The organism is Burkholderia latens, assembly GCF_902499045.1.
Classification (GTDB): Bacteria; Pseudomonadota; Gammaproteobacteria; order Burkholderiales; family Burkholderiaceae; genus Burkholderia; species Burkholderia latens.
The window spans coordinates 1-25,270 of the sequence record NZ_CABVPL010000048.1 but is presented as its reverse complement, the minus strand read 5'-3'; the positions used below and the strand labels follow the sequence as shown (position 1 = coordinate 25,270).

Annotated in this window: 26 protein-coding genes; 6 read left to right on the top strand and 20 right to left on the bottom strand. The window is 67.7% G+C overall.

Translation table 11 applies throughout. The features are described from left to right. Positions 1-30: 30 nt before the first annotated feature. Positions 31-1,251: a cupin domain-containing protein gene (locus tag BSE24067_RS25565; RefSeq protein ID WP_151067001.1), complete on the top strand. Its 1,221-nt coding sequence runs from the start codon at positions 31-33 to the stop codon at positions 1,249-1,251. Positions 1,252-1,305: 54 nt separating this feature from the next. Then, positions 1,306-1,551 (top strand): hypothetical protein, encoded by a 246-nt coding sequence (locus BSE24067_RS33140; RefSeq protein WP_011657350.1) that lies wholly within the window; start codon positions 1,306-1,308, stop codon positions 1,549-1,551. A gap of 20 nt (positions 1,552-1,571) precedes the next feature. On the opposite strand, the gene BSE24067_RS25560 is transcribed toward BSE24067_RS33140, so the two are convergent. The 11 genes from BSE24067_RS25560 to BSE24067_RS25510 form a co-directional block, all read right to left on the bottom strand. Further along, a complete protein-coding gene (locus BSE24067_RS25560) occupies positions 1,572-1,754 on the bottom strand; it encodes a hypothetical protein (protein ID WP_170297531.1) in 183 nt (60 codons plus the stop codon). A gap of 112 nt (positions 1,755-1,866) precedes the next feature. After that, entirely contained in the window at positions 1,867-2,643 is a 777-nt protein-coding gene (locus BSE24067_RS25555; protein WP_151067000.1) for an MBL fold metallo-hydrolase, read from the bottom strand. A 4-nt stretch (positions 2,644-2,647) separates the two neighbouring features. Further along, positions 2,648-3,793, bottom strand: a complete 1,146-nt coding sequence (gene bamC, locus BSE24067_RS25550; RefSeq protein ID WP_151066999.1) for an outer membrane protein assembly factor BamC — start codon at positions 3,791-3,793, stop codon at positions 2,648-2,650. A 111-nt stretch (positions 3,794-3,904) separates the two neighbouring features. Further along, complete coding sequence (gene dapA / locus BSE24067_RS25545; RefSeq protein ID WP_151066998.1) at positions 3,905-4,810, bottom strand: 4-hydroxy-tetrahydrodipicolinate synthase; 906 nt, start codon at positions 4,808-4,810, stop codon at positions 3,905-3,907. 47 nt (positions 4,811-4,857) lie between these two features. Further along, a complete protein-coding gene (locus BSE24067_RS25540) occupies positions 4,858-5,460 on the bottom strand; it encodes a class I SAM-dependent methyltransferase (protein WP_151066997.1) in 603 nt (200 codons plus the stop codon). 10 nt (positions 5,461-5,470) lie between these two features. Further along, positions 5,471-6,673 (bottom strand): tryptophan--tRNA ligase, encoded by a 1,203-nt coding sequence (locus BSE24067_RS25535; protein ID WP_151066996.1) that lies wholly within the window; start codon positions 6,671-6,673, stop codon positions 5,471-5,473. 8 nt (positions 6,674-6,681) lie between these two features. Continuing rightward, positions 6,682-7,344 (bottom strand): site-2 protease family protein, encoded by a 663-nt coding sequence (locus BSE24067_RS25530; RefSeq protein ID WP_040144550.1) that lies wholly within the window; start codon positions 7,342-7,344, stop codon positions 6,682-6,684. A gap of 45 nt (positions 7,345-7,389) precedes the next feature. Continuing rightward, positions 7,390-8,022 (bottom strand): L-threonylcarbamoyladenylate synthase, encoded by a 633-nt coding sequence (locus tag BSE24067_RS25525; protein WP_151066995.1) that lies wholly within the window; start codon positions 8,020-8,022, stop codon positions 7,390-7,392. Between the two features lie 72 nt (positions 8,023-8,094). Further along, the gene (locus BSE24067_RS25520; protein ID WP_151066994.1) at positions 8,095-8,925 is read right to left on the bottom strand and encodes a 3',5'-nucleoside bisphosphate phosphatase; all 831 of its coding nucleotides are present in this window, start codon (positions 8,923-8,925) and stop codon (positions 8,095-8,097) included. Positions 8,926-9,004: 79 nt separating this feature from the next. Further along, positions 9,005-9,895, bottom strand: coding sequence for an alpha/beta fold hydrolase (locus tag BSE24067_RS25515; RefSeq protein WP_151066993.1), 891 nt, complete (start codon positions 9,893-9,895; stop codon positions 9,005-9,007). 213 nt (positions 9,896-10,108) lie between these two features. Then, positions 10,109-10,969, bottom strand: a complete 861-nt coding sequence (locus BSE24067_RS25510; RefSeq protein WP_151066992.1) for a ferritin-like domain-containing protein — start codon at positions 10,967-10,969, stop codon at positions 10,109-10,111. 142 nt (positions 10,970-11,111) lie between these two features. Between BSE24067_RS25510 and BSE24067_RS25505 the strand changes: the two genes are divergently transcribed. From BSE24067_RS25505 to BSE24067_RS25495, 3 genes are all read left to right on the top strand, one after another. Beyond that, complete coding sequence (locus tag BSE24067_RS25505) at positions 11,112-11,636, top strand: gamma carbonic anhydrase family protein (RefSeq protein WP_040144554.1); 525 nt, start codon at positions 11,112-11,114, stop codon at positions 11,634-11,636. A gap of 25 nt (positions 11,637-11,661) precedes the next feature. Then, positions 11,662-12,612 (top strand): Hsp33 family molecular chaperone HslO, encoded by a 951-nt coding sequence (hslO, locus tag BSE24067_RS25500; protein WP_151066991.1) that lies wholly within the window; start codon positions 11,662-11,664, stop codon positions 12,610-12,612. Between the two features lie 139 nt (positions 12,613-12,751). After that, complete coding sequence (locus BSE24067_RS25495) at positions 12,752-13,105, top strand: hypothetical protein (protein WP_151066990.1); 354 nt, start codon at positions 12,752-12,754, stop codon at positions 13,103-13,105. Between the two features lie 93 nt (positions 13,106-13,198). On the opposite strand, the gene ftsB is transcribed toward BSE24067_RS25495, so the two are convergent. The 9 genes from ftsB to BSE24067_RS25450 form a co-directional block, all read right to left on the bottom strand. Then, positions 13,199-13,624, bottom strand: a complete 426-nt coding sequence (ftsB, locus tag BSE24067_RS25490; RefSeq protein WP_151067003.1) for a cell division protein FtsB — start codon at positions 13,622-13,624, stop codon at positions 13,199-13,201. 82 nt (positions 13,625-13,706) lie between these two features. Beyond that, on the bottom strand, positions 13,707-14,990 hold the full coding sequence (gene eno, locus BSE24067_RS25485; protein WP_011885396.1) for a phosphopyruvate hydratase: 1,284 nt from the start codon (positions 14,988-14,990) through the stop codon (positions 13,707-13,709). Positions 14,991-15,096: 106 nt separating this feature from the next. Further along, complete coding sequence (gene kdsA / locus BSE24067_RS25480; protein WP_151066989.1) at positions 15,097-15,951, bottom strand: 3-deoxy-8-phosphooctulonate synthase; 855 nt, start codon at positions 15,949-15,951, stop codon at positions 15,097-15,099. Further along, a complete protein-coding gene (locus BSE24067_RS25475; protein WP_151066988.1) occupies positions 15,948-17,606 on the bottom strand; it encodes a CTP synthase in 1,659 nt (552 codons plus the stop codon). Before BSE24067_RS25475 ends, kdsA begins: the two co-directional genes overlap by 4 nt. 196 nt (positions 17,607-17,802) lie before the next feature. Then, the gene (locus BSE24067_RS25470) at positions 17,803-18,648 is read right to left on the bottom strand and encodes an alpha/beta fold hydrolase (protein WP_151066987.1); all 846 of its coding nucleotides are present in this window, start codon (positions 18,646-18,648) and stop codon (positions 17,803-17,805) included. A gap of 232 nt (positions 18,649-18,880) precedes the next feature. Further along, entirely contained in the window at positions 18,881-21,418 is a 2,538-nt protein-coding gene (locus BSE24067_RS25465; protein WP_151066986.1) for a DNA internalization-related competence protein ComEC/Rec2, read from the bottom strand. 55 nt (positions 21,419-21,473) lie between these two features. Then, positions 21,474-22,262: a TatD family hydrolase gene (locus tag BSE24067_RS25460; RefSeq protein ID WP_151066985.1), complete on the bottom strand. Its 789-nt coding sequence runs from the start codon at positions 22,260-22,262 to the stop codon at positions 21,474-21,476. A gap of 65 nt (positions 22,263-22,327) precedes the next feature. Continuing rightward, entirely contained in the window at positions 22,328-23,086 is a 759-nt protein-coding gene (gene lolD / locus BSE24067_RS25455; protein ID WP_420883500.1) for a lipoprotein-releasing ABC transporter ATP-binding protein LolD, read from the bottom strand. Then, positions 23,079-24,332: a lipoprotein-releasing ABC transporter permease subunit gene (locus BSE24067_RS25450; RefSeq protein WP_151066983.1), complete on the bottom strand. Its 1,254-nt coding sequence runs from the start codon at positions 24,330-24,332 to the stop codon at positions 23,079-23,081. The genes lolD and BSE24067_RS25450 overlap by 8 nt, the downstream gene beginning before the upstream one ends. Before the next feature lie 152 nt (positions 24,333-24,484). Between BSE24067_RS25450 and BSE24067_RS25445 the strand changes: the two genes are divergently transcribed. Continuing rightward, positions 24,485-25,270: regulator (locus BSE24067_RS25445; RefSeq protein ID WP_174904899.1), on the top strand; the 786-nt coding region annotated here is incomplete at its 3' end.

Below are 25,270 nucleotides of genomic sequence, written 5' to 3'. Positions count from 1 at the left end.
AATTCTCCCAAATACAAATCTCATTATACGATGCGCAACCGGTCTCAAGCCGAACCGCGGGACGCCGCTACCGCCCCGCTCGGCGCGCCGCCTTCCGATCTTCCCACGCCACTACTCGGCGGCCTTACGCCGGCGCAATTCATGCGCCGCTATTGGCAGAAGAAACCGCTGCTGATCCGCCAGGCGATCCCGGGCGTGAAGCCGCCGGTCACGCGCGATGCGCTGTTCGAGCTGGCAGCCGACTATGACGCCGAATCGCGACTCATCACCCATTTTCGTAACAAGTGGCAACTGGCGCATGGTCCGTTCGAGCCCGGCACGCTGCCGGCCGTGTCGCGCAAGTCCTGGTCCTTGCTCGTGCAGGGTCTCGACCTGCACGTCGACGCCGCACGCGCGCTGCTCGACCGGTTCCGTTTCGTCCCGGACGCGCGGCTCGACGACCTGATGATTTCGTATGCGACGGACGGCGGCGGCGTCGGCCCGCACTTCGACTCGTACGACGTGTTCCTGCTGCAGGTCGAAGGCCGGCGCCGCTGGCGCATCGGCGCGCAGACGGACCTGTCGCTGCGGCCGGACGTGCCGCTGAAGATCCTCGAGCATTTCGAACCGAGCGACGAGTGGGTGCTGGAGCCCGGCGACATGCTGTACCTGCCGCCGCACATCGCGCACGACGGCGTGGCCGAAGGCGAGTGCATGACCTGCTCGATCGGCTTTCGGGCGCCGTCGGCGGGCGAACTGGGCGCGCAATTCCTGTACTACCTCGCGGAACGCGGCGGCCTGCGCGACGCGCGCGGCGACGCGCTCTACCGCGATCCGAAGCAGCCGGCGGTCGACACGCCCGCGCAGTTGCCCCCGGCGATGGTCGAACGCGTCGCGGAGATCGTCGATGCGATCCGCTGGCGCAAGCGCGACGTCGCCGAATTCCTCGGCTGCTACCTGAGCGAACCCAAATCGAACGTGGTGTTCGAGCCGCCAGCGCGCCCGCTGTCCGAGGCCGCGTTCGTCGCGCAGGCGTCACGCCGCGGCGTATATCTCGACAGAAGGGCCGCATTGATGTATAACGCGCGCTCGTACTTCATTAATGGCGAAGAAGAACCGCTCGAGCAGGCTCGTGAATGGCTGCCCGAACTGGCGAATCTGCGTCGGATGGAGGCGAAACGGTTTGTAACACTATCCCGGGTTCCTTCAATGACAGCCTTGCTGCACGAGTGGTATTGTGCGGGCTGGATACGGGTCGGAAACCGGATTTAGTGAATCGCCCCGTATGCCCGTACAGATCAAATTCTGTATGGGAAAGACAACGTATTGACCCCGCATTTGTCGACGGTCGATAGGAAAGTGCATATAATTTCCGCCCAAGCCGTAGGGAAGATTCACGCTCTAGAAGTGCGTCTCCACCAGCGGCCCAGGTCGGTGTTGGAGCACATTACCGGTATTGTTTCGCGCTGTTGCTTACCTTTAACCATAAAAGGACGTGATCATGAAGAAATCCCTCCTCGTAGCTTCCCTGTTGGCTGCTGTTGCACTGGCTGCTTGCAACAAGAGCGCTGATCAAGCTGCTTCGTCGGCTGCTAGCGACGCGTCGGCTGCTGCTTCGTCGGCTGCTTCGGCAGTTGCTGGTGCTGCGAGCGACGCTTCGGCTGCAGCTTCGTCGGCTTCGGCTGCTGCGAGCGATGCAGCTGCTGCTGTGGCGTCGGCTGCTTCGGCAGCGACGGCTGCTCCGGCTTCGGGCGCAAGCCAGTAAGCCTCAGCATCAGCTGAAAAAAAACCGGCCCTTCGGGCCGGTTTTTTTGCGTCTGTCGCTTTCGCGCGCCGCGCGATACCGCCGCTGCGGCCGACGACACCGCCACGCTCTTCCTGGCGCGCTCAGCCGAGCGTGAGCCAGTCGAAGCCCGTGTCCTGCGTGGCGACGACGACGTCCTCCCCGTCCGTTCCCAGCACGCCCGCAAACGCCTGGCGAGCCAGCTCCGGCCGGTTGTTCTGCTGGCTCAGATGAGCCGCGACCAGGTGCTGGAGGCGGCTGCGCTCGAGCGACGCGAGGATGCCGGCCGCGGCATCGTTGCTCAGGTGCCCGTGACTGCCGCCGATCCGCGCCTTCAGCGACTGCGGATAGCGGCTCCCGGCGAGCATCGCGGTATCGTGGTTGGATTCGAGCACGAGCGCGTCGCAGCCGCTCAGCACGGTCGTGATGTGCGGCGTGGCCATGCCGACGTCGGTCAGCACGCCGAGCCGGCGGCAACCGTCCATGAAGACGAACTGCAGCGGCTCCCGCGCGTCGTGCGGCACCGTGTAAGGCATCACCGCGAGGTCGCGTATCGCGGCCGTCTCGTCGCCCCACAGCACGTGCAGGTCGACATCGGCATCGTCCGCACCGACCGCGCGCGCGGTGCCCCAGCTCATGTAGAGCGGCAGCGAACCTCGCCGCGCGAGCGTCAGCGCGCTACCGACGTGATCGCTGTGTTCGTGGGTGATCAGGATCGCATCGAGATCGTCGATGCCGAGATTCAGGCGGCCGAGCCGGCGCTCGACCTCCTTCGCTGAAAAACCGCAGTCGAGCAGCACGCGGGTGGTCGTCGTGCCGCTCGAGACCTCGACGACCAGCGCGTTGCCTTCGCTGCCGCTACCGAGGCTGGCGAAGCGCACGCGATCAGTTCAGTTGCGCGTGCAGCAGCGAAATGATTCGCTGCGCGTCCGACGAGTTGTCGACCTGGCCGTTCGCGTCGACCACCGCGACCTGCGTGCTGCCGTTGCCCTGCGCGCGCACGTTGACCAGATATTCCTTGCCCGGCTTGGCCGCCGACGGGCCGCCGTAGAACAGCTTGCCGAACAGGCCGTCGCGCTTCAGCTCTTCCATCGTGTTCGCGTAACGAACCGTGTACAGGCCCTTCTCGCGGTCGCGGTTGTCGACCGCGAAGTTGGTGCGGTCGAGCGCGAGACCGACGCGCAGCCACGCGCGGTCGAACGATTCGGCCAGTTGCAGCGTCGCGGCGCCGCCGCTCGTGTCGCGGACTTGCGCCGGTGCCGTCGCGGGACGCGCATCGGTCAGCAGTTGCTTCGCCTGCGCATCGCTCAGGCCGAACTTCTGCATCAGCTTCGACAGGAACACGGCCTCGAGCACCGGGTTGCGCGGACGCTCTTCCCAGCGCGACGACGTGCCGCCCTGCGGACCGACCATCATCTCCTCCATCGCGCTGTGCGTGATGGAGATGTCGGTGTTGCCGTCCGGCGTACGGTTCACGAGCGTACGGAAGCGGTCGCGCGTGCCCGACGAGTACGCGAAGTCGATGACCTTGCCGATCGTGCGGCGGAACCAGTCGTCCGGAATGTTCGCGCGGTTCTCGGCCCAGTCGGTGGCCATGATGCCGGTCGACGGCGCGTCGGTCTTCAGCGAGAAGCCGTTCTCCTGCCAGAACTCCTTCAGGATCGGCCACAGCTGCTCGGGGGTGCGGCCGTCGACGACGAGCCAACGGCGATCGCCGTCGCGCTCGATGTGCATGCCGAGCGGATCCTGCGCGCTCGGTACGCCGTCGGTCGCATTGCCCGCGGCCGTCGTCGCCCGCGGCGGCAGCGTGCCGAGGCCGGCGTTGCTCGGCGGCGCAACGAACTGCTGCGTCGTCGGCACCGGCTTCAGGTCGCTCGGCACCGCGAGCGGCGGCGCCGAACCGGTGTTCTTGTAGTTGACCCTGTCGGGAGCCAGGTAATCGTTCAGCGTATCGCAGCCGGCGAGCGCGCCCAGCGCCAGCGCCACCACCGAGACCTGGATGGCGCGAGAGGAAAAGGCGAAACGTTTCATGAAATCCTTCGTCTTGCTAGAACGCTCGTCAGGAGCGGCGCCGGACGGAGCCGGCCGGTGCGGGTTGATGAGGGGTCGAGCCGGCGGCCGCAGGACGCGGCCGCCTGGGCATCAGGCGAGAACGCCGGCCTCGACGAGAGCCGAACGCACGGCATCGTGGCAACGCTCGTCGAGCGGCGTGAGCGGCAGGCGGATGCCGCCCTGCATCTTGCCCATCGCCTGCAGCGCCCATTTCACCGGAATCGGATTCGCCTCGATGAACAGGTTCTTGTGCAGCGACAGCAGCTTCATGTGCAGCGCGCGCGCCGTTGCGACGTCGCCCGCCAGCGCGGCGCGGCACAGATCGCTCATCGCGCGCGGCGCGACGTTCGCCGTCACCGAGATGTTGCCGTGGCCGCCGAGCAGCATCAGCGCGATCGCGGTCGGATCGTCGCCGCTGTAGATCGCGAAGTGCTTCGGGGCCGCCTTGATCAGGTGTGCGGCGCGATCGATGTTGCCGGTCGCTTCCTTCACGCCGATGATGCCCGGCACCTGCGCGAGGCGCAGCGTCGTCTCGTGCGTCATGTCCGCGACCGTGCGGCCCGGCACGTTGTACAGGATCACCGGGAGGTCGACCGCTTCCGCGATCGCCTTGAAGTGACGGTACATCCCTTCCTGCGTGGGCTTGTTGTAGTACGGCACGACCTGCAGCGTCGCGTCGGCGCCGACAGCCTTCGCGTGCTTGGACAGCTCGATCGCCTCGGCGGTCGAATTGCCGCCGGCGCCCGCGATGATCGGGATGCGCTTCGCCGCATGCTCCACGGCCGTGCGGATCATCAGGATGTGCTCTTCGACGTTGAGCGTTGCCGACTCGCCGCTCGTGCCGACCACGACGAGCGCGTCGGTGCCTTCCTCGATGTGCCAGTCGATCAGTTTGCGAAACGCCGGCAGGTCGAGACTGCCGTCTTCGAGCATCGGAGTGACGATCGCGGGGATGCTGCCGCGGATTTGAATGCCGCCTTGGGTGCCGTTAGCCATGAAACGCGATTGATTGATGTACCGGTAAACGTTGAGATTGTAGCGGATTAGCCGGGCAGTTCGTAACGTGGAATTCCCGCCCCCGCCGCCGGGGTCGCGCCCTCGCGTACCGCGCAGATGCGCTGCACGAACGCCTCGCGCGGCGCGGCGACGAATCCGTCCTCGTAAGCGACCACCCGGAGATGGCCGCGCACCGCGTCCAGCAGCTCGCCCGGGGCGAGCAGGAACGCGGGATTGGACGGTTTGCCGACCGTTTCGTTTCCTTGCGCGAAGGTTTCGTAGATCAGCACGCCGCCCGGGGCCACCGCGTCGAGCAGATGGGGCCAGAGCGGGCGATGCAGATAATGGGTAACGATCACGGCCGCGAACAATGCGCCGGCCGGGAGCGGCCACGGCGCGCCCTCCAGATCCGCTTCGCGCGCATCGACGCCGGGGATCGCGCGCAATGCGCCGAGCGCGGCTGGATCGCGATCGAGCGCGACGACCGGATGCCCGTGCGACGCGAACCAGCGCGCATGGCGGCCGCCGCCCGCGGCGACGTCGAGCACCGCGCCGCCCGCCGGAACGAGCGTCGACCAGCGCGCAACCCAGCGCGACGGTTCGGCTTGGGCGACGTGGCCGCCCGCGGCGGCAATGACAGGTTCGCGCATGTAGCCGGGCTCAGGTATACGACAGGCCCATCGCCTCGCGCACGTCGCGCATCGTCTCGACCGCGTGCTTGCGCGCCTTGTCGCAGCCGTCCGCGACGATCGCGCGCAGCAGCGACGGGTCGTCCATGTACTTCTGCGCGCGCTCGAGCATCGGCTGCTGTTCGCGCAGGATCCCTTCGACGACCGGCTGCTTGCAGTCGAGGCAGCCGATGCCCGCAGAGCGGCAGCCGTTCTGCACCCACTGATGCGTCGCTTCGTCCGTATAGACCTGGTGAAGCTGCCAAACCGGGCACTTGTCCGGGTCGCCCGGATCGGTGCGGCGCACGCGCGCCGGATCGGTCGGCATCGTGCGGACCTTCTTCGTGATCGTTTCGGCGTCTTCGCGCAGCCCGATCGTGTTGCCGTACGACTTCGACATCTTCTGGCCGTCGAGACCCGGCATCCGCGACGCTTCCGTCAGCAGCGCCTGCGGCTCGACCAGGATGATCTTGCGCGCGCCTTCCAGATAGCCGAACAGGCGCTCGCGGTCGCTCATCGACAGGCTCTGCGATTCCTGCAGCATCGCACGCGCCTGTTCGAGCGCCTCGTCGTCGCCCTCCTGCTGGTACGCATTGCGCAGCTCGTGATAGAGCTTCGCGCGCTTGCCGCCGAGCTTCTTCGCGGCTTCGAGCGCCTTCTCCTCGAAGCCCGGCTCGCGGCCGTACAGGTAGTTGAAGCGGCGCGCGATCTCGCGCGTCATCTCGACGTGCGGCACCTGGTCTTCACCGACCGGCACGAGCGAGCCGCGATACAGCAGGATGTCGGCCGCCATCAGCACCGGGTAGCCGAGGAAGCCGTAGGTCGACAGGTCCTTGTCCTTCAGCTTCTCCATCTGCTCCTTGTAGGTCGGCACGCGTTCGAGCCAGCCGAGCGGCGTACTCATGCCGAGCAGCAGCGCGAGTTCCGCGTGCTCGGGCACCTTGCTCTGGATGAACAGCGTCGCCTGCGCCGGATCGATGCCAGACGCGAGCCAGTCGATCAGCACGTCCCACACGTTCTTCTCGATGACCTCGGGCGTTTCGTAGTGCGTCGTCAGCGCGTGCCAATCGACCACGCAGAAGAAGCACGGGTACTCGGACTGCAGCTTCACCCAGTTTTTCAGCACGCCGTGGTAGTGGCCGAGGTGCAGCGACCCGGTGGGTCGCATGCCGGAGAAAATACGATCTGGGAACATGATTGTCGTTAGAAAAGCGAGGCGAAGGGAGACAGGATGGCGCTCAGCACGCCGGCCGCGGCGTTCACGAGCGGGCGCAGCCAGAAGTTCGTCAGCACGCCCGTCGCGACCAGCACGAGGACGATGATGAAACCGTACGGCTCGATGCGCGACAGCGCGATCGATTGCTTCGGCGGCAGCAGCGCCGCCAGGATGCGGCCGCCGTCGAGCGGCGGCAGCGGAAACAGGTTCAGCACGCCGAGCACCAGATTCGCGCTGACGCCCGCATAGGCCATTCGCGTGAAGAACGGTTCGTCGATGCCGACGACGGGCAGCACGATGGTCAGCACGCCCCACACCAGCGCCTGCACGAAGTTGCAGGCCGGACCGGCGAGCGACACCCACAAGCTGCCCCAGCGCGGATCCCGCAGGTTGCCGAACGACACCGGCACCGGCTTCGCATAGCCGAACAGGAACGCTCCGCCGGTCAGGAAATACATCGCGAGCGGAATCGCGATCGTGCCGAGCGGGTCGATGTGGCGCATCGGATTGAACGACACGCGTCCCATCATGTACGCGGTGTTGTCGCCGAGCAGGCGCGCGGCATAGCCATGCGCGGCCTCGTGCAGCGTGATCGCGAAGATCACGGGCAGCGCGTAGACGGCGATGGTCTGTATCAGGGAAGCATCCATATCGCGCTATTGTAACAAGCGCACTCGCGCAAAAATGAACGGCGCTTACGCAACCGACAACCCGAACGGTTCGAGCGCGCCGCGCCCCGCGCGCACGAGCTGCGGTTCGTCCCCCGTCAGGTCGATCACCGTCGACGGCTCGCGCGGACACGCGCCGCCGTCGATCACGAGATCGACCTGCTTCTCGAGGCGCGCGCGGATCTCCTCCGGATCGTTCAGCGGCTCGTCGTCCTCCGGCAGGATCAGCGTCGTGCCGAGCAGCGGCTGACCGAGCGATTCGAGCAGCGCGAGCGTGATCGCGTGATCGGGCACGCGCAGCCCGATCGTCTTGCGCGACGGGTGCGACAGCCGGCGCGGCACCTCTTTCGTCGCCTGCAGGATGAACACGTACGGACCCGGCGTTACCGACTTGATCTGCCGGAACTGGCGGTTGTCCACCATCGCGAAGTTCGCGAGTTCCGACAGGTCGCGCACGAGCAGCGACAGGTGCTGCTTCTCGTCGAGGCCGCGAATGCGGCGCACGCGCTCGACCGCGTCCTTGTCGTCGAGGTGGCACGCGAGCGCGTAGCTCGAATCGGTCGGCATCGCGATCACGCCGCCCTTGCTGACGATGTCGGCGGCCTGCTTGATCAGGCGCGGCTGCGGATTATCCGGATGGATCCTGAAGAACTGGGACATGAAGGCACGTAAAGAAGGGGAAGTCGGATGCGCACGCGGGCGCCGACGCGAACGGCCGGCGCACGCGGCGCGTCAGAGCCAGCGCTCCCAGACCGGTTTCAGGTCGGGCGGCAACGGCGGCAGGCTGCCGAGCTCGATGCGGCCCTCGCCCGGCGCATGGAAATCCGAGCCGCGCGACACTTCGAAGCCGAAGCGGCGCGCGACGTCCGCGTATTCGCGGTACTGGTCGGGCGTATGGCTGCCCGTGATGACTTCGATCGCGCGGCCGCCGAGATCGATGAACTCGCCGAAGAACGCATCGAATTCGACCGGCGTATAGCGATAGCGGCCCGGGTGCGCGATCACGGCCTCGCCGCCGGCCGCGCGGATCCAGCCGACGGCGTCCGGCAGCGTCGCCCAGCGGTGCGGAACGAAACCGGGCTTGCCGTCGCCGAGGAGGCGATCGAACACGTCCGACGTGGATGCAGCGTGGCCGTTCTCGACCAGGAAACGCGCGAAGTGCGTGCGCGAGATCAGGTCGGGATTCGAAACGTACTTCAGCGCGCCTTCGTACGCGCCGGGGATCCCGAGCGTCTCGAGCTGCGCGGCGATCGCCTGCGCGCGGGCCGCGCGGCCGTGACGCGTGCGATAGAGGCCGTCGACGAGCGCCGGATTCGACGGATCGATGTTCAGCCCGACGACGTGCACGGTGCGCGACGCCCACGTGACGGAAATCTCGACGCCGCTCAGGTAGCGCATCCCGAGCGCTTCCGCTTCGCTGCGCGCCGCCGCCTGGCCGCCGATCTCGTCGTGGTCGGTCAGCGCCCACAAGGTCACGCCGCCGGCATGAGCGCGGCGCGCGACGTCGGCAGGCGACAGCAACCCGTCGGAAACATTCGAATGGCAGTGGAGATCGGCGTTCATTGTCGGTATGGCAGGTGAAGCTTCATTCTACTGCAATGCGGCAATCGCGCCGCCCGCCTGCCGCGCCGCGGCCGCCGGCCTACGCGCAGAACGCCTCGATCAGCGCGGCAATCTGCTCCGGCTGATCGTGATGGACCATGTGGCCGGCATCCTCGACGAGCTTTTCGCGCCAGTCCGGGAACGCGGCGAAGCGGGCCTTGAACTCCGGCAGCGGAATGTCGCCCGCGAGGTACGCGAGCGTCGGCGAATTGACGGCCTCGACGTGCAGCACCTTCGCGCGCACCTGTTTCCAAACGGCCATCACCTCGTCGAGCCGGTACAGCTGCGGCCCCGCCATCTTGTGCGCCGGGTCGGCCAGCAGATGGTACTGGCCGTCGTCGCCGCGCTTCGACCAGTGCGCGGCGAGAAACGCGGCACGGCGCGGCGCGAGCCGCGGATTGGTCTTGATCAGCCGCGCCGCGACGTCGTCGAGCGATGCGTACGGACGCAGCACCGGCGGCTCGCGCAGTTCGTCGAGCCAGCCGCGCAGCCGGCGCGGCGCCTGCTCCGCCTTGGCGGGCGCAAGCCCGAATCCTTCGAGGTCGACCACGCGCCTCACGCGCTCGGGCCGCGCGCCCGCGTACAGGCACACGACGTTCGCACCCATGCTGTGTCCGATCAGGTTGACTTCACCGGTCGGCGCATAGTGATCGACGAGCGCGTCGAGATCGCCGAGGTATTCGTGAAACCAGTAATGACCACCGCCCTGCCGCGCGACCGGCCAGTCGGACAGGCCGAAGCCGCGCGCATCGGGCGCGATCACCTGCCAGTCGCCCGCGAGCGCGTCCACGACGAACTGGAACGACGCCGCGACGTCCATCCAGCCGTGCAGCATGAACAGCGTCGGCGCGTCGGGCCGGCCCCAGCGCCGCACATGCAGCTTCACGCCGCGCACCGTGACGAAATCGGAAACAGAAGTCGAGGCATTCATTGCAGCCGCCAAAAAAAGAATGGTCGTTCGATTATAGCGGCGGTGCTTCCGTTCCGGCGGCCGGCCGTCGAGGCAGTTCTCTAGCCGCGGCGACGCGGCGGTATCAGGAGCGGGCGCGTCGGGTGGTGCCGGAACGAGGCAGGAACAGCGCCGAACGGCCTTGCGGCATGCGGCCGAGCGCGCGCGCAGCGAAATCGGCCCTGGGCGGCCGCCCTAATCCGCCGTCTTGCCGTTCGCGGCGTCCTGCGCGGCAAGTTCGTCCAGCTCCGCCTGCTCGAATCCCGCGGTGCGACGCGCGTCGAAATTGAACGGGCCGCGCAGTCGCGGCGCATGGTATCGCTCCGCGAGCTCACGGTAGGTCGGCACCGGATCGCGGCCCGCCGAATCGCACAAATGCCGGAACCAGCGGTTGCCGATCGCGACGTGACCGATCTCGTCGCGCAGGATCACGTCGAGGATCGCCGCGGACGCGTCGTCGCCGGCCTGCAGAAGCCGCGCGCGGATCGGCGGCGACGCGTCGAGCCCGCGCGCCTCGAGCGTGCGCGGCACGAGCGCCATCCGCGCAAGTACGTCGCCCCTGGTCCGCTCGCACATCTCCCACAGCCCGTCGTGCGCGGGGAAATCGCCGTACGCATGCCCGAACCCTTGCGCGAGCCGGTCGGACAGCAGCGTGAAGTGATAGGCCTCCTCGGCCGCGACCTTCAGCCAGTCCGCGTAGAACGCGTCCGGCATCCCGGCGAAGCGCCACACTGCGTCGAGCGCGAGGTTGATCGCGTTGAATTCGATATGCGCGAGCGCGTGCAGCAGCACGGCCCGCCCCGCAGGCGAACGCATGCTGCGCCGCTCGAGCTGGCGCGGCTCGACGAGCGGCGGCCGCGCCGGCCGGCCCGGCAGGCCGGCCGGCTCGTCCAGCGCCAGAGCGGGCGCGATCGCGGCCTGCCCGGCGAGCCATGCGTCGTACAGCGCGCGTACCTGCTCGGCCTTCGCGGCAGGCTCGGACATCCGCAGCGCGTCGAGCGCGCCGCGCCGCACGCACACCGGCGCGGCGGGGAAAGAAGAAGACTCCATGCTCATCGAACGGGGGACCGCCCCGCGCATCGCAGGAGCGCATGCACGCGACGGTTTACAATATGCGCTTGCGCCGCGACGCAATGCGCGCGGCACGCCAGACGCGCCATTCTACCGGCGCCCATCATCGAAGAGACCAGGAGACTCCGTGACGATCTACAAACTGGGCGATACGGCCCCGACGATCCACGAAAGCGTGTTCGTCGCCGATACGGCGGCCATCATCGGCAAGGTCGTGCTCGACGAGAACGCGAGCGTATGGTTCGGCGCGACGATTCGCGGCGACAACGAGACGATCACGGTCGGCGCCGGCAGCAACGTCCAGGAAGGCGCGGTCCTGCACACGGACCCCGGCTTTCCACTGACGATTGCCGAAAACGTGACGATCGGGCACCAGGCGATGCTGCACGGCTGCACGATCGGCGAAGGGTCGCTGATCGGAATTCAGGCGGTGGTCTTGAATGGTGCGGTGATCGGCCGCAACTGTCTGGTCGGTGCCGGCGCGGTCGTGACGGAAGGCAAGACGTTCCCGGACAATTCGCTGATTCTCGGCGCGCCGGCGAAAGTCGTGCGCGAGCTGTCGGCTGACGACATCGCGCGGCTGCGCGCAAATGCGAAGACGTACGTCGAGCGGCGTGCGCATTTCAAGGAGCAACTCGTGCGGATCGGGTGATTCGCGCGGATTTCAAGGAAGAAGAGTGAGCGACCAGTTACAGAAATTCATGTTCAATTCGGCACCCGTGCGCGGCGAAATCGTGTCGCTGCGCAACACGTGGCAAGAGGTGCTTTCCCGCCGCGACTACCCTGCTCCGGTGCGCACGGTGCTCGGCGAGATGATGGCCGCGTGCGCGCTGCTGTCGGCGAACCTGAAATTTCACGGCACCCTGATCATGCAGATCTTCGGCGACGGGCCGGTCCAGATGCTGGTCGTCCAGTGCAGCTCGGACCTGTCGATGCGCGCGACAGCCAAGTTCGCCGGCGACGCCGCGCAGACGATCGACGACGACACGCGCTTCGCGTCGCTCGTCAACGCGAGCGGCCACGGCCGTTGCGTGATCACGCTCGATCCGGCCGAGAAACTGCCGGGCCAGCAGCCGTACCAGGGGATCGTGCCGCTGAACGGCGTCGACGGCCCGCTCGAATCGGTGGCGCAGGTGCTCGAGCAATACATGCACCACTCGGAGCAGCTCGACACGCGCCTGTGGCTCGCCGCCGATCGCGACCGCGCGGTCGGCATGCTGCTGCAGAAGCTGCCGGGCGACGGCGGCATCGTGCCGCGCAACGCGGAGACCGACGCCGATACCTGGGAGCGCGTGTGCACGCTCGGCGGCACGCTGTCCGCGAAGGAACTGCTCGAGGTCGAGCCGGAAGTCGTGTTCCGCCGGCTCTTCTGGCAGGAAAACGTGCAGCACTTCGATCCGGCCGGCACGCGCTTCCTGTGCTCGTGCTCGCGCGAGAAGGTCGGCGCGATGCTGCGCATGCTCGGCCGAGAAGAAGTCGACAGCGTGATCGTCGAGCGCGGTCACGTCGAGATCCACTGCGAGTTCTGCAACCAGCGCTACGAGTTCGATCCCGTCGACGTCGCGCAACTGTTCGCCGCGCCGGAACTCGCGACCGGCATCACGCCCGCGACCGGCCAGCGTCACTGATGAGCCGCGCGCCCGTGCGCGCGATGCGAGCGCGGGCGCATAATGACGCACGAGCGCCGCACGCACGGCTCGCGCACCGTAGGCCCGGGCCTTCGGCACAAGCCTGCTTCCCGCTGTCGGCGCGCTGCTGGAGAAACAGATGAATCGCCCGTTCCGCACTCTCCTTCTGACCAGCGTCGCAGCCGGCACGCTGGCTCTCGCCGGTTGCGCCGTGCAGCCGCCTTCGTCGACGATCCTGAGCCGCCTGCCCGAAGCCGGCGCATCGGGCGGCCAGCCGCCCGCGCTATCGAGCGCCGAGCGCAAGCGCTACGACGAGATCGACCGGCAGGTGCTGCGCGAACAGAACGATGCGATGGCGGCGGAAGCGGCCGCACGCGCATGGTCGTATTACGCGCCGCCGCCGGTGACGGTTTATGGCGGCTATTACGGCGGCGGCTGGGGCAACCGGTGGGGTACCGGCATCGGCTACGGCTATCCGGGCTGGTGGTGGTGATACGCTACCCGCGCGTGCCGCGCCGATTGACAACTTGCAGGAAATAAAAAAGCGCGGCATTTCCCGCGCTTTTTCAATGATTCGGACTGCCGCTCAGTGATGCGCGGCCTTGCCTTTGTCGCCGCCGTGATGCCGCGGCGGCTTCGCGATCGACTGCGGATTCGGCACGACACGCACGGGCGCCGCCGACACCGCACCGCGCGTCGACGTGTTCGACGGTGTGTTGTTCACCGGCGCGGCCGGCGCATTCGGCGATACGAACTGCACGAATACTTCGCCATCCTTCACCATGCCCATTTCGTAGCGCGCGCGCTCCTCGATGGCTGCGGTGCCGCTCTGTAGATCCTGCACTTCGCCGGCGATCCGTTCATTGCGCAGCTTCTCGTCCGCATTCTTCTGCAACTGATCGCCGAGCTGCTGGCGCAATTCATGCACCCGCAGCCAGCCGCCGTGTCCCCACCATAGGGGGTACTGAATGAGCGCCAGCAAGGCAATCAGGACGACAGTGACAAGCCGCATGTAGGAGACGCAGATATAAGAAGCGCCGCTCCGCGCGACATGCACAGAGCGGCGTCGAGATGACGAACCCGATAGTAGCGCGTTAGCGCAGGTTATAGAAAGCCGATTTGCCCGGGTAGCTCGCGATGTCGCCGAGATCTTCCTCGATACGCAGCAGCTGGTTGTACTTCGAGATGCGGTCGCTGCGCGACAGCGAACCCGTCTTGATCTGACCGGCGTTCAGGCCGACCGCGATGTCCGCGATCGTCGAATCTTCCGTTTCGCCCGAGCGATGCGAGATCACGGCCGTGTAGCCCGCGCGCTTCGCCATTTCGATCGCCGCGAACGTTTCGGTCAGCGTACCGATCTGGTTGATCTTGATCAGGATCGAGTTCGCGATGCCCTTCTCGATGCCTTCCTTCAGAATGCGCGTGTTCGTGACGAACAGGTCGTCGCCGACGAGCTGCACCTTCTTGCCGAGGCGCTCGGTCAGCAGCTTCCAGCCGTCCCAGTCGCCTTCGTGCATGCCGTCCTCGATCGACACGATCGGGAACTTGTCGGCGAGCGTCGCGAGGTAGTCGGTGAATTCGGCCGACGACAGTTGCAGGCCTTCGCCGGCGAGCTGGTACTTGCCGTCGTGGTAGAACTCGGATGCCGCGCAGTCGAGCGCGAGCAGCACGTCTTCACCCGCACGGTAGCCGGCCTTCTCGATTGCCTGCAGGATCGTCGACAGGCACTCGTCGTTGCTGCCGAAGTTCGGTGCGAAGCCGCCTTCGTCGCCGACCGCCGTGCTCATGCCGCGATCGCTCAGGATCTTCTTCAGCGCATGGAACACTTCCGCGCCGCAACGCAGGGCTTCACGGAACGTCGGCTGGCTCACCGGGACGATCATGAATTCCTGGATGTCGAGGCTGTTGTTCGCATGCGCGCCGCCGTTGACGATGTTCATCATCGGCACCGGCAGCTGCATCGCGCCCGAGCCGCCGAAGTAGCGGTACAGCGGCAGGCCGGCTTCTTCGGCGGCTGCCTTCGCGACGGCCATCGACACGGCCAGCATCGCGTTCGCGCCGAGGCGCGACTTGTTGTCGGTGCCGTCCAGCTCGAGCAGCGTCTTGTCGAGGAACGCCTGTTCCGACGCGTCGAGGCCCATGATCGCTTCGGAGATTTCGGTGTTGATGTGCTCGACCGCCTTCAGCACGCCCTTGCCGTTGTAGCGGCCGGCTTCGCCGTCGCGCAGTTCGATCGCTTCACGCGAGCCGGTGGACGCGCCCGACGGCACCGCCGCGCGGCCCATCGTGCCCGATTCGAGCAGCACGTCGCATTCGACGGTGGGGTTGCCGCGCGAATCCAGAATCTCGCGGCCGATGATATCTACGATTGCACTCATGGGTTTCCTCTGAGAATGACGATGGATTCTTCAAACTGCGGCGGCACGCGTGCCGCAACCGCTTTCGCTACTGACGCGCGAAGCCGCCGCAAGGTTCATTCGATCTTTAGTTGAAATCGTTTTCCAGGAACGGATTGCGCTTCACCGCCTGGTCAAGCGTGACGAGCGTCTCCAGCAGCGCGCTCATCCGGTTCAGCGGCACCGCATTCGGGCCGTCGGACTTCGCTTCGGCCGGATTCGGGTGCGTCTCCATGAAGAGGCCCGCGACCCCCGTCGCGACCGCCGCACGCGCAAGCACCGGCACGAATTCGCGCTGGCCGCCCGAACTCGTGCCCTGCCCGCCCGGCAGCTGCACCGAATGGGTCGCGTCGAACACGACCGGCGCGCCCGTCTCGCGCATGATCGCAAGCGAACGCATGTCGGACACGAGGTTGTTGTAGCCGAACGAGACGCCGCGCTCGCACGCCATGAAGCGGTCTTCCGACAGACCGGCTTCACGCGCGGCGTCGCGCGCCTTGTCGATCACGTTCTTCATGTCGTGCGGCGCGAGGAACTGGCCCTTCTTGATGTTCACGGGCTTGCCCGAGCGCGCGCATGCGTGGATGAAGTCGGTCTGGCGGCACAGGAACGCGGGCGTCTGCAGCACGTCGACGACCGACGCGACCTGCTCGATCTCGTCGATCGAATGCACGTCGGTCAAGACCGGCAGGCCGAGCTGACGCTTCACCTCGCCGAGGATCCGCAGCCCCTCGTCCATTCCGAGGCCGCGAAACGACTTGCCCGAGCTGCGATTCGCCTTGTCGTAGGACGACTTGTAGATGAACGGCACGTTCAGCTTCTCGCAGATCTCCTTCAGGCGGCCGGCCGTGTCGATCGTCATCTGCTCCGATTCGACGACGCAGGTGCCCGCGATCAGGAAGAAAGGCTGGTCGAGACCGACCTCGAAATCGCACAGCTTCATGCTTTTGCTCCGCGCGCTTGCTTGTTGGCGAGCGCGGCTTCGACGAACGACTTGAACAGCGGATGACCGTCACGCGGCGTCGACGTGAATTCCGGGTGGAACTGGACACCGACGAACCACGGGTGCATCGAACGCGGCAGCTCCATCATTTCCGGCAGATCCTCGCTCGGGGTACGGGCGCTGATGATAAGGCCGCCGGCTTCGAGCTGGGGCACGAAGCGGTTATTGACTTCATAACGGTGACGATGGCGCTCGTTCACGTCCTTGCCGTAGATCTCCTCGGCCATCGTACCCGGCTTGATCGGGCAGCGTTGCGAACCGAGGCGCATCGTGCCGCCGAGGTCGGATTCCTCGCTGCGCGTCTCGACCTTGCCTTCGCGGTCGTACCATTCGGTGATCAGCGCGACCACGCGTTCCGGCGTGTCCGGGTCGAACTCCGTGCTGTTCGCCTGCTTCAGGCCGACGACGTCGCGCGCAAATTCGATCACCGCGAGCTGCATGCCGAGGCAGATGCCGAGGTACGGCACCTTCGACTCGCGCGCATAGCGGATCGCCGCGATCTTGCCTTCCGTGCCGCGACGGCCGAAGCCGCCCGGCACCAGCACGGCGTCGAGATGCTTCAGGCTGTCGACACCGTTCGCCTCGAGCTCTTCCGAGTCGATGTACTCGATGTTGACCTTGGTCGACGTGTGGATCGACGCATGGCGCAGCGCTTCGATCAGCGACTTGTACGACTCGGTCAGATCGACGTACTTGCCGACCATGCCGATCGTGACTTCCTGCTTCGGGTTTTCCAGTTTCTCGACGAGCTCCGACCACATGCCGAGGTCGGCATCCTTCGGCGACAACTTCAGCTCTTCGCAGATGATCCGGTCGAGACCCTGGTCGTGCAGCATCTGCGGAATCTTGTAGATGCTGTCGGCGTCCCACACCGAGATCACCGCGTCTTCCGGCACGTTCGAGAACATCGAGATCTTCTTCGATTCGTCGTCCGGGATGCGGCGGTCCGCACGGCACAGCAGCACGTGCGGCAGGATGCCGATCTCGCGCAGCTTCTGCACGCTGTGCTGGGTCGGCTTCGTCTTCAGCTCGCCGGCCGTCGCGACGTACGGCACGAGCGTCAGGTGCACGAAGCACGCGCTGTTGCGGCCGAGGCGCAGGCTCATCTGCCGCGCGGCCTCGAGGAACGGCAGCGACTCGATGTCGCCGACCGTGCCGCCGATCTCGACGATCGCGACGTCCGGCTCGCCGCAGGTGGCCGATGCCGCCCCGCGCTCGATGAACGCCTGGATTTCGTTCGTGATGTGCGGAATCACCTGCACGGTCTTGCCGAGATAGTCGCCGCGGCGTTCCTTGCGGATCACCGATTCGTAGATCTGGCCGGTCGTGAAGTTGTTGGCCTTGCGCATCTTCGTGCTGATGAAGCGCTCATAGTGGCCGAGGTCGAGGTCGGTCTCCGCTCCGTCTTCCGTCACGAACACTTCGCCGTGCTGGAACGGGCTCATCGTGCCGGGGTCGACGTTGATGTAGGGATCGAGTTTGAGGAGGGTGACTTTCAGACCGCGCGATTCGAGGATCGCGGCGAGGGAGGCGGCGGCAATACCCTTGCCGAGGGAAGAAACTACGCCGCCGGTGACGAAAACATATTTGGTCATCGCTGGATGCTCGCGGGAAAAACGGATTATACCGTAAAGCCCGCCCTTCTCTCAGCAATTGACGCGATGATCGCGCCCTTTCCGACCGGGCCGCGTCAGCCGTGCGCGCCCGGTGCGAACCGGCCGGCCGGTCGGTGCAACCGCGCCCGCGCGACGCGGGGCTGCGCGCGCCGCTTCACGTCCGCTTCATGCGCAATCACGCGCGCTTCGCGAGCGCGGCGCCGTCGCGCGGCACGCCGCCGTCGGCCGTCTTCAGCGTATTCAGCATCCGCTGCAATGCGCGCGCCGTCTCGATCGGCCGCTCCATCGGGAACAGGTGGCTGCCGTCGATCCATTCGATGCGCCCGCGCGCGGCGCGGCGCGTCGCATCGAGCCCGACCTGCCGCACCTCGCGCGAGCGCGTGCCGGCCAGAAAGCCGAGCGGCACCGGTGCGCCGTGCGCGAGCCGCGGGCCGAGCGTATGCGGCAGCGTCCGGTAGATCAGGTACTCGACCTGCCGGTCGAACGCGAGTGCGCGTTCGCCGTCGGCGCCTGCCTGCGGAATGCCGTAGTCGATGTAGTCGGACAGCATCCGCTCGTCCCAGCGCGCGAACGCCGGCTTCTCGTGAAAGTGCCGCCACGCTTCGTCGCGGCTCGCCCAGCGCGTACGCCGGTTGCGCGTCGCGGCCGCCGGCGACAGCCGCTCGTCGAGCCCGGCCCACTGGCTCGCGCGCAGCGCGCCCGCCCGCCATCCCGCGATGATCGGCGAATCGATCATCACCACGCCGCGCACCCACTGCGGTTTTTTCAGCGCGGCCATCAGCGACAGGTAGCCGCCGAGCGAATGGCCGACGAGCCAGACCGGGCGCTCGTAGCGGCGGCCGATGTCGTCGAGCAGCTGTTCGACGAGATGCGGCCAGTCGCGCGTCACCGGATAGCGGCGGTCGTGACCGATCCGCTCGATGTAGCGCAGCTCGTAGTCGTCTGCCAGCTCGGCGAAGATCGTCCGGTACGTGGATGCAGGAAAACCGTTCGCATGCGAGAAGTGGATGATGTCCTTCAAACGCCAATGTCTCCTTTGTCGGTGGGAGTTAGTGCTTCAGCACTTACTCCCACCCCATGCTTCGCGGTCGGTGGGAGTTAGTGCTTCAGCACTTGCTCCCACCCCATGCTTCGCGGTCGGTGGGAGTGCGGACCAGCCATGACGCCCGCCTCATGCGTCGCGGCGACCGGATGGACCGCCGCTGCAACGTTGACCGTAGTCCGTTGTTTTCTACCGCACGCGATCGCATCCGTCACCGGTCCATCCAGTACCGCCGCTGCACATCGCGATAACCCGCGAACGCGAAACCGCCGCCCGCCGGCGCGACGTCGAATCGCACGGCCCCGTCGAGATCGGTGCGCGGCAGCGGAATCCCGCGCGCCGCGTAGCGGGCAAGGACCGTCCGGTGCGGATGCCCGAAGCGATTGCGATAGCCTACAGGAAATACCGCGACGCGCGGCCCGACCGAATCGAGGAAAGGCTCGACCGACGACGTACGGCTGCCGTGGTGCGCGACGACGAGGATCTGCGCGGCCAGCGCATCGCGTGCGTCGGCCACGAGCCGCCGCTCGGCGCGCGCTTCGATGTCGCCCGTCAGCAGCGCCGACGTGCCGCCCGCGTCGATGCGCAGCACGCACGATTGCTCGTTCGACGGGCCGCCGCCCGCGACGCGCGACGGCCACAGCATCGTGAACACGACGCCGTCCCACGTCCACCGCTGCCCGGCCGCGCACGGCAGCCGATCGGCCACGCCGGCAGCTTCCGCGGCACGCCACAACCGGTGCCGCGGCGCAATGCCGGCAAGCAGCTGACGCACGTCGGCTGCGGCGTAAACGGCCGCCGCCCCGCCCGTGTGATCGGCATCCGCATGGCTGAGCACGAGCGAATCGACCGTCCGGATCCCGCGCGCACGCAACGACGGCGCGACGATCCGCTCACCGGCATGAGTCGACTCCGGGCCCGGCCCCGCGTCGAACAGCAGCGTCCGGCTCGCGGTCTCGACCAGCACCGATGCGCCCTGCCCGACGTCGAGCACCGTCAGGCGAAAGCCGCCGGGCGGCGGCGCATCGGGTGCGGGCGCAACGAGCGGCAGCCACGTGATCGGCGCGGCCCAGCGCAGCGGCCAGCCGCGCGGCATCAACGCCCATCCGACGCCCACGCAGGCAAGCGCCAGCACCGGCCAGTCGGGCATGCGCAGCCACAACACGCCGGCCGGCCAGTCGGCGAGATGCCGCAGCAGCACCATCATCGGTTCGAGCGCCGCATGCGCGAGCCGGAACGCATGGCCGTCCAGCGGCGCGGGCAATCCGATCCCGGCGAGCACGATCGGCGTCACGACGGAGCTGACCCAAGGAATCGCGAATGCGTTGCCGAGCGGGCCCGACACCGAGATCTGCGCGAACCATGCGGCCGTCAGCGGCGCGAGCCCGATCGTCACCGCGTACTGCACGCGCGTGGCGTCGGCGATTCGGCGCGCGGCCCGCGCGCACCATGCTCGCAGCCGCCGTCGGCGGCCGGTCGCGGCGATCCCGTCGTCCGCTCCATCGGCGGCGCCGCTCCCGCCGTCCGCGTCATTCCCGTCGAATTCGCGCACCGCGCGCCACCCGGCCACGGCCATCAGGATCACCGCGACCGCGCCGAACGACAGCCAGAAGCCGGCCGACAACACGGCCCACGGATCGGCGAGCAGCACGCCGCCGAGCGCGGCGCACAGCACGGCGGAGGTCGGCACGCTGCGCCCGGCGAGATAAGCGGCCGCACCGGCCGCGATCATCCACCACGAGCGCTGCGCCGGCACGTTGAAGCCGGCGAGCGCGGCGTAGCCGGCGGCGGCGATCAGCGCGGCCACGGAAGCGACGTAAGGCGCCGGCACCATCAGCGCCGCCGCACGTGAGCGACAGCGCAGACGCCGCCACACGATCGACGCGATCCCGCCGGCGAGCGCGCCGACGAGCCCGACGTGCATCCCCGAGATCGCGACCAGATGACTCGTACCCGTATTGCGCAGCACGCGCCAGTCGTCGTCGCCGATGGCGGATTGATCGCCGACCGCGAGCGCGGTCACGATGCCGCGATGGCCCGCGCCGCTGCCGAGCGCTTCGCCGATACGCATGCGCAGCACGTCGCGCGACCGATCGATCGACGCGCGCCATCCCGATGCGCGCGCGTCGAGCAATTCCGCGCGCTCCGGCGCGACGACATAGCCGATCGCCCGGATCCCCGCGGCGAGCCACGCCGCCTCGCTGTCGCGCACGAAAGGATTCGCCTCCGCATGCGGGCGCTTCAGGCGCACGACGAGACGCCAGCGCTGGGCCGCTCGCAAATCGGGCAGCGCTTCATGCGGGTCGGCGGACGCGGTGGAAGCAGCGGACGCACCGTACGTGCGCCACGACAAACGAATCACCGGTGGAAAGCGGGCCAGCCCCGCCTCGTTGGATTCGACCGCGAACAGCAAGCGCGCACCGCTGTCGTCGATCACCGGCAACCCGCGGATCACACCCGTGACGACGATGTCGCGGCCTTCCCGCTCGACGGGCAGACTGTCGCGCAGCCGCCATTCGGCACGCGCGGCCGCATAGCCGAATCCGATCGCGCAGGCGGCCGTCGCGCACAGCATCCAGCGCAGCGCGACGACCGCGCGCGTGCGCGGGCGCCGCACACCCCATGCGAGCAGCAGGCCGCACCCCGCGAACATCACCGCACCGCTCGCCCAGACGCCCGCGCCCGGCAACGCCGCCTGCTGCTGCAGCACGGCGACGCCGAGCGCGAACGCAATCCAGCTCACGCGCATCGCGCCTCCTCGTCGACCGGCGCCGCCGTCGTCGGACGGCACCTTCCGGCAACGATTATGCGGACGAAAGTGCGAGGCGCGGCAGCGCAGCGTGCGCGTTAGCCGTTGTGGATAGGGACAGCGCGTGCGCGTCGATCCTGCGCAGTTCGGCAAGCACGGCACCGATGCGCGGCACCTGATCGGGCGCATTGCGGGATTTGTACGCCCATTCGGGCGCGATATCGGGCGCATCTGTCTCGACGACGATCGCATCGAGCGGCAACTGCTCCGCGAGCCGGCGAATCTGCCGCGCGCGCTCGAACGTCACGTTGCCGCCGAAGCCGAGATGCAGCCCCTGCGCGAGATACGCGCCGGCCTGCTGGAAACTGCCGTTGAACGCATGCGCGATGCCGCGCTGCACGCCGAAGCGGCGCAGCCCGGCAAGCACGCGATCCTGCGACTTGCGCACGTGGCACAGCACCGGCAGGTCGAATTCGCGCGCGAGCCGCAACTGCCCCTGGTAGAAGAATTGCTGCCGGTCTTCGTCGAGGCCCGGCACGAAGTAATCGAGACCGATCTCGCCGATCGCGACGAAGCGCGGATCGTCGAGGCTCGCCTCGATTTCCATGCGCAGCCGGTCGAGATCCTCATCGCGCGCGTGCGGTGTGAACAACGGGTGGATGCCGAGCGCATAGACCGCGCCCGGCGTGCGCTGCGCCAGGTCGCGCACCGTCGTGAAATTGTCGCGCCCGACGCTCGGGATCACGATGCGCGACACACCGGCCGCGCGCGCCGCGTGCGCGACCGCATCGCGGTCGGCGTCGAATTCGGCGGCATCGAGATGGCAATGCGTATCGATCCACATGGCGGCTTTCCTGCGCGCTCGCCGCGTCGCCCGGCTTCACCGGGCGGAGCGGCGAACGCGTTCGTTCACACCGGCAGCGCCGGCTCCTCGTGCAGCACGCCGTCGCGCAAGCGCATGATGCGGTCGCAGCGCGCGGCAAGCTCGGGATCGTGCGTGACGATCACGAAACTCGTTTCGAGCGTCTCGGACAACTCGAGCATCAGATTGAACACGGTGTCGGCCGTCGAGCCGTCGAGATTGCCGGTCGGCTCGTCGGCGAGCACGCACGCCGGCTTCGTCACCAGCGCGCGCGCGATCGCGACGCGCTGCCGCTCGCCGCCGGACAGCTCGCCCGGCCGGTGCTTCGCACGCGGGCCGAGACCCACGCGCTCGAGCATCGCCTGTGCCTGCGCGCGCGCGTCCTCGGTCGTCATCCGGCGGATGCGCAGCGGCATCGCGACGTTGTCGAGCGCGGTGAATTCCGGCAGCAGGTGATGGAACTGGTAGACGAACCCGAGGGCGCGGTTGCGCAGCTCGTTGCGCTCGCGCTCGGCGAGCTGCGTGAACGGCTTGCCGAGCAGCGACACCTCGCCCGCGCTCGGCTCGTCGAGACCGCCCAGCACGTGCAGCAGCGTGCTCTTGCCGGAGCCCGACGCGCCGACGACCGCGAGCTTCTCGCCGCGCCGCACCGTCAGCTCGGCGTTGTTGAGCACCTGCACGTTGAAGCCGCCCTGCACGAACGCCTTCGTGATCCCGCGCGCCTGAAGCACGTATTCCTGCATACCTGCCGAATCCTGTCTGATGGGTTGTCGTGAATCCGCGAATGCGGTTGCGCGGTCATTCATAGCGAAGCGCCTCCGCCGGTTTCACCTTCGCGCCGCGCCAGCTCGGATAGAGCGTCGCCACGGCCGACAGCGCGAACGCGATCAGGCCGATCTTGATCACGTCGCCGGCGACGAGCTCGGACGGCAGCTCGCTGATGAAGTACACGGACGGCGGCAGGAACTGCACGCCGAACAGATGCTCGATCATCGGGATCAGCCACGGAATGCTCCACGCGATCAGGCAACCGAGCGCGACGCCGGACGCGGTGCCGACGAAGCCGATCGTCACGCCCTGCACGACGAAGATCTTCATGATCGAGCCCGGCTGCGCGCCGAGCGTGCGCAGGATCGCGATGTCGGCCTGCTTGTTGGTCACCGTCATCACGAGCGACGACACGAGGTTGAACGCCGCGACCGCGATGATCAGCGTAAGGATGATGAACATCATCCGCTTCTCGATCTGCACCGCCGAGAACCAGGTTTTGTTCTGCTGGGTCCAGTCGCGGATGTACAGGCTGCCCGACAGCGTGTGCGACAGCTCGACCGCGACCTGCGGCGCCTTCTGCATGTCGGTGAGCCGCAGCCGCACGCCGGTCGGTGCCGACATCCGGAACAGCGCCTCCGCGTCGCGGATGTTGATCATCGCGAGCGTGCTGTCGTATTCGTAATGCCCGGACTCGAACACGCCGACGACCGTGAACTGCTTGAGCCGCGGCATCATCCCGGCCGGCGTGATCGTGCCTTCGGGCGCCACCAGCGTGACCTTGTCGCCGACCGTCACGCCGAGATTGCCGGCGAGCGCGTCGCCGAGCACGATGCCGAACTGGCCGGGCACGAGCGCGGCGAGCTGGCCCGCCTTCATGTCCTTGCCGATGTCCGACACCTGCGGCTCGAGTGACGGCTCGACGCCGCGCAGCAGCACGCCGTTCACCGCGTCCTGGCGCGTGAGCAGCGCCTGCGCGTCGACGTACGGCGCCGCGCCGATCACCGCCGGATTGCGGCGCGCTTCCTGCGCGGTCAGTTGCCAGTCGGGCATCGAGCCCGTCGGCGAGAACACCTCGACGTGCGCGAGCACCGACAGCATGCGGTCGCGCACTTCCTTCTGGAAGCCGTTCATCACGGACAGCACGACGATCAGCGCGGCGACGCCGAGCGCAATGCCGAGCATCGACACGAGCGCGATGAAGGAAATGAAGCCGTTGCCGGTCGTGCGTTTGCCGGCGCGCGTGTAGCGCCAGCCGATCTGCCATTCGTACGGAAGTTTCAAGCGAATCCTTTCTGCTGGTTACGGCGGGGATGGCGGCCCGCGGCCGGCCGCCCGGGCGCGGTCGGAAAACAGCGGTCGCCGGACGGGATCGGGCCTGTTCGGACCCGCCCGGACCGTCAGCCGGCCCGATCACGCGCGCAGTTTGCCATACAATGCGCACCATCATGCACGACCGACGCCTCCATTTTCTCGTTCCGTTCGCGCTGCCGTCGGCGGCCGATGCGGCCTCGTCCCTGCACACGCTGGACAGTCCCGCGCTCGAAAAGTTGCTCGCCCGCGCGAGCCTCGTCGAGCGCGTGGCCGGCGAGGACTTCCAGCGCACGCTGCCGCACGAGCGCTGGCTGGCCCGCCAGTTCGGCGCGACCCAAGGCAATGCCGCCGACGAGGCGCCGCTCGCGCCCTACATGCTGCTGGCGGACGGCGGCGACCCCGGCACGCATGCATGGGCATGCGTCGAGCCCGTTCACGTCGAAATCGCGCACGATCACCTCGTGCTCGTCGATCCGGCGAGCCTCGCGCTCGACGACGGCGATGCCGCCGCACTGCTCGCGGTCGCGCGCCCGCTGATCGAGGAGCTCGGCGTGCGGCTCGAAGCGCCGCAGCCGGCGCGCTGGTACCTGTCCAGCGAACAGCTCGCGCGCCTTGCCGGCGCCGCGCCGCTGCGCGCGAGCGGCCGCAACATCGAGATCTGGCTGCCGCACGAGGCGCACACCGGCGAACGCTCGCGGATGTGGATGAAGCTGCAGAACGAAGTGCAGATGGCGTGGTTCCAGCATCCGGTCAACGAAGCGCGCGAAGCGCGCGGATTGCCGGCCGTCAACTCGATCTGGTTCCATGCGCAGGGCACGCTGAAGCCGGTCGGCAAGCCGTTCGAGCGCGTGCTGTCCGCGTCGCCCGCGGCGCTCGGCCTCGCGCGCGCCGCGCACGCGGACGCCGGC